Annotated in this window: 4 protein-coding genes and 2 pseudogenes; 2 read left to right on the forward strand and 4 right to left on the reverse strand. The window is 73.3% G+C overall.

What is annotated here, in order from left to right; genetic code table 11:
* Positions 1 to 113: pseudogene (locus HCN56_RS27535) on the reverse strand (AMP-binding enzyme); the annotation flags it as partial.
* Between the two features lie 446 nt (positions 114 to 559).
* On the opposite strand from HCN56_RS27535, the gene HCN56_RS23785 reads away from it, so the two are divergent.
* Positions 560 to 994 (forward strand): phage holin family protein, encoded by a 435-nt coding sequence (locus HCN56_RS23785; protein ID WP_167974439.1) that lies wholly within the window; start codon positions 560 to 562, stop codon positions 992 to 994.
* Positions 991 to 1,926, forward strand: a complete 936-nt coding sequence (locus HCN56_RS23790; RefSeq protein ID WP_167974441.1) for an alpha/beta fold hydrolase — start codon at positions 991 to 993, stop codon at positions 1,924 to 1,926. The genes HCN56_RS23785 and HCN56_RS23790 overlap by 4 nt, the downstream gene beginning before the upstream one ends.
* Before the next feature lie 707 nt (positions 1,927 to 2,633).
* Here HCN56_RS23790 and HCN56_RS23800 read toward each other — a convergent pair.
* The 3 genes and pseudogenes from HCN56_RS23800 to HCN56_RS26775 form a co-directional block, all read right to left on the reverse strand.
* Positions 2,634 to 3,833, reverse strand: coding sequence for a MarP family serine protease (locus HCN56_RS23800; RefSeq protein WP_167974445.1), 1,200 nt, complete (start codon positions 3,831 to 3,833; stop codon positions 2,634 to 2,636).
* Between the two features lie 33 nt (positions 3,834 to 3,866).
* Positions 3,867 to 4,577, reverse strand: a complete 711-nt coding sequence (locus HCN56_RS23805) for an NUDIX hydrolase (protein ID WP_167974447.1) — start codon at positions 4,575 to 4,577, stop codon at positions 3,867 to 3,869.
* Positions 4,556 to 4,657: pseudogene (locus tag HCN56_RS26775) on the reverse strand (endonuclease III); the annotation flags it as partial. The pseudogene HCN56_RS26775 and the gene HCN56_RS23805, both read right to left, overlap by 22 nt.

Here is a 4,657-nt window from a genome sequence, read left to right on the forward strand (position 1 = left end):
AGTCCCTCGTCCTCGGAGGCGGTGCCGCGCAGGATCACGAAGGCGCAGATCGCCTGCGTGGTCTGCGGGTCGGTCGCCCCGACCACGGCGGCCACGGCCCGTCGCGGCACGCTCCCCACGCCCCCGGGCGGGGGTTCGCGCCGGGTGGGCCGCGGCCGGAACGCCGTGTCCACGTGCGGATTGAGCGGGTGTCAGCGGGGTACGCGCCGGGCGGTGCACCCGTGGCGCCGAGGGCACCGGCGCCCGGCCTCCCGGCCACCTCCGGGGGCTCGCGGGCGCATACCATGACGGAGCGCCGCTGCTTCCGGCGCGTGATCCGCGCGGCGGACGGCTCAACGGCCGCCGCGTCCGGATGACGCACCGGCACGGCGGCGCTACTGTCGCTGCACGGCCGTCTCCCGACGGAACGGCGCACCGCGCCGGCCCCGACCGGGTCGGCCGCTCGGGGCGCGCCGTGCGGCGGTGGCGCCCGCGCCGGGCCCCGCAGGGGACGCGGCGGTGGCAGCCCGCCGGGGTCTCCCGGTGGGCAGGTCCGTTACCCAGCGAGAGGGATGACGCAATGAGCGCAGCCGACGAGGGCCGCAGCATCGGGAAGCTGGTGGCCGAGGCGTCGGGGCAGATGTCCGAGCTGATGCGCGACGAGATCGCGCTGGCCAAGGCGAAGCTCCGTGAGGACGTCCAGCGCGGCAAGAAGGGCGGTTCCGCCGGCGCGGTCGCCCTGGTCTTCCTGGTCCTGGCACCGTTCCCGCTGACCGCCGCGCTGGTGTTCTGGCTGCGCAACTGGTGGGACCTGCCGCTGGCGATCGCCTTCCTGATCGTCGGCGCGCTGTACCTGGTGATCGCCGGCATCGCCGGTCTGGTGGCGAAGCGCGAGTTCCAGCGGATGCCCAAGCCGGACATCGGTTCCTCCGCCAAGGAGTCGGCCGCCGTTCTCTCCAACGTCAAGCCGCGCCCGCGTGAGGGTGCGGACGAAGGTGACAGACTCCCCGCATGACCGTTCCCGAACGTTCCGAGGCCCGCACCAGTCTCGTCGAGCAGCCCGGTCCGTGGACCCATCGTGATGTCGCGGCCAACGGTGCGCGGTTCCACATCGCGGAGATGGGGGACGGGCCGCTGGTGATGCTGGTGCACGGCTTCCCGCAGTTCTGGTGGACCTGGCGGCACCAGCTCCCCGCGCTGGCCGAGGCGGGCTACCGTGCCGTCGCCATGGACCTGCGGGGTGTGGGCGGGAGCGATCGGACACCGCGGGGCTACGACCCGGCCAACATGGCCCTCGACATCACCGGCGTGATCCGTTCGCTGGGCGAGCCCGACGCCGCGCTGGTCGGCCACGGCCTCGGCGGGTACCTGGCGTGGACGGCCGCGGTGATGCGGCCGAAGCTGGTGCGGCGCCTGGCCGTGACCTCCATGCCGCACCCGCGCAACTGGCGGGCCGCGATGCTGCGCGACCCGCGGCAGACGGCGGCGAGCTCCTTCGTGTGGAGCGTGCAGCGGCCGTGGGTGCCGGAGCGACGCCTGGTCGCGGACGACGCCGCGCTGGTGGGGCGGCTGCTGCGGGAGTGGTCGGGGCCGCGCGGCCCCGAGGAGGCGGATCTGGAGCTGTACCGGCAGGCGATGTCGATCCCGTCGACCGCCCACTGCTCGGTGGAGCCCTACCGCTGGCTGGTGCGCTCCCTCGCGCGCCCGGACGGCATCCAGTTCAACCGGCGGATGCGGCGGCCGGTGCTGGCGCCGACGCTCCATCTGCACGGCTCGCTCGACCCGGTGATCCGGGCGCGCAGCTCGGCCGGGTCCAACGCCTACGTGGAGGCGCCGTACCGGTGGCGGCTCTTCGACGGGCTGGCGCACTTCCCGCAGGAGGAGGACCCGCTGGCGTTCTCCACCGAGCTGATCGACTGGCTGCGGGACCCCGAGCCGGACCGCTGACCCCGGCGGGCCGGGCGGTCGTGCCCGGGGCGTCCCGCCGCCCGGGCGGTGCTGCCCCGGCGCCCTCCCGCACCGACGTTTTCCCGCACCGTCGCCCTGCGCCGTCCCCGGCGCCGGTCGGCGTGGCCCGGTCGGACCGGTGTGGAGTGCTGCGATCGGGGTAGGCGCGCGACCGCGTGGGGTCACCACCGAACGCACGCCGACCACGGGTTCGTCGCGGGGTCTTTTCGAGTCCTCCACACCCTCCGTGAGCACTTCACGGAACCGGACGATCACGAACGGTTTACAGTCGCACAGATGTGCCCGACGCATAGGCCAATTGCTGGCATCCGTGACGGTTACCCACCCGAAGGCGGGGGCAGAGACGCACTATGGGCTGGACGCACGACTCCCGTGACGCGGCACGCGAACGGAGCGGCAACGGAGCCGCCGTCAGAGCGCAGAGCGCTGCGCGACGAGCGGGTCCCGGCCGCCTGACGACGAGAGATCCGAGTATCGGTTTTCCACACATCCTCCGCCGCAGGGCGCGCTGGGTCTCCACCCGGCTGCGTCACCCGCGCGGCTGATCCGACACCTACCCCGTCCGACCGCATCGATCCGTACAGCGCGACCGCACGACGGCCCGCCGCCGGGCTCCCGTCCCTCTCGGGGCGGTGCCCGGCGGCGGGCCTCGTCGTACCGGCGGCGCGGGGGCACCGGCGCTGCCGTCACATGGCGCAGCTCTCGGTGTCGACCGGCCGACTCGCCGCACGGCCCTGCTCGACCACCCCGCGCACCTCGTCGTAGGTGAGCGCGTAGCCGGTGTCGTCGTCGTCGAGCGACTTGGCGAAGATCACGCCGTAGACCTCACCGCTCGGGGTCAGCAGCGGCCCCCCGGAGTTGCCCTGACGGACGAGGGCGCGCAGTGAGTAGACGTCGCGGTTGACGGTGCCGCGGCGGTAGATGTCCGGCCCGTTGGCCTGGATGCGGTCGCGGATGCGGGCGGAGCGCACGTCGAACGGCCCGCTCTCGGGGAAGCCGGCGACGATGGCGCCGTCGTCGTTGACCGCCGCGTCCTCCGCGAAGGGCAGCGCGGGGGCGTCCAAGCCGGGCACGTCCAGCACCGCGACGTCGCGCTGCCAGTCGTAGAGGACGACGGTGGCGTCGTAGAGCTGCCCCTCGCCGCCGATCTGGACGGTCGGCTCGTTGACGCCTCCGACGACGTGGGCGTTGGTCATGACCTTGCCGTCGTCGAAGACGAAGCCGGTGCCCTCCAGTATCTTGCCGCAGCTGGGCGCGGTGCCGGCCACCTTCACGATGGACTCGCGGGCCTGCGCGACGGCGGGGCTGTTCACCAGCTCCGGGTCGGGCGGGGCCACGTCGGTGATGGGCTCCTCGGTGAACGGCGAGAACACCTGGGGGAAGCCCTGCTGGGAGAGGGTGCGGCTGAAGTCGTCGAACCAGGTGTCGGCGTTGTCCGGCAGCGCGTCGGAGACGCCCTGGAGCACCCGCGAGGCGCGTACCTCCTTGCCGACCGTGGGCAGCGTCGTCTTCTCCAGCACCGAGCCGATCAGCCACGCCACGAGCAGCATCGCCATCACGTTGACCAGCGCGCCGCCGGTCGCGTCCAGGGCCCGCGCCGGGGACCAGGTGATGTGCTGCCGCAGCCGGTTGCCGAAGTGGGTCGTCAGCGCCTGCCCGACGGAGGCCAGGACGATGACGATGACCACCGCGACCACCACCCCGATCGAGCCCGGGGGACGGCCGTCGCTGAAGTGGTCCCAGGCGATCGGGAGGAGCCGCACCCCGATCAGGCCGCCACCGATGAAACCGATGACGGAGAGCACACCGACCACGAAACCCTGTCGGTAGCCGAGGACCGCGAACCATACGGCGGCCAGCAGCAGGAGGAGGTCGATTGCGTTCATGGCGGCCACCGTCTCACGTCAGGGGGCGGTGCCTCACGCGCCGCCGTCGAGCTTGTAGTGCCGGTTCCGGTCCCACGGGATCTCCCAACCGGCGTAGTGCAGCACCCGGTCGATGATGCCCGCGGTGAACCCCCAGACCAGCGCGGAACGGACGTCGAAGCAGGGGCCACGGTAACCGCTGGGATGGATCGCGGTGCCGCGGTGGGCGGGATCGGTCAGTTCGCTGACAGGGACGGTGAACACCCTCGCGGTCTCGCCGAGATCGACCGGTGCGACCGGGGAGGGGGTGTGCCACCAGCCGAGGACGGGGGTGACCACGAAATCGCTGAAGGGGATGTACAGCCGGGGCAGTTCGGCGAAGAGCCGGACCCCGTCGGGGTCGAGACCCGTCTCCTCCTCCGCCTCGCGCAGCGCGGCGCGCAGCGGGCCCTCCATGCGCGGGTCGCCGTCCTCCGGGTCCAACGACCCGCCGGGGAAAGAGGGTTGGCCGGCGTGCTGCCGCAGTGTCCCGGCGCGTTCGGTGAGCAGCAGGTGGGGACCCTCCGGTCCGTCGCCGAACAGCACCAGCACGGCGGCGGGCCGCCCGCCGCGCTCGGGCGGCAGGAACCGGCTCAGCTGGTGGGGCGCCACCGTGCGGGCGGCGTTGGCGACGGGGTGCAGCCACGACGGGATGCCGTCCTCGCTGAGCAGCGGCGCGGCGGGGGCGGGCGCGTGTGCCGCCGCGCCGGCTTCCGGCTGTGGCAGACCCGGCGGCCGTGGAAGATCACCCGGTGGGAGAACATCGTCCACTCGCTCTTGGGGATGATGTCGGCGATCTCCGCCTC

The sequence above is a fragment of the Streptomyces lonarensis genome, from assembly GCF_012033735.1.
GTDB classification, from domain to species: Bacteria; Actinomycetota; Actinomycetes; order Streptomycetales; family Streptomycetaceae; genus Streptomyces; species Streptomyces lonarensis.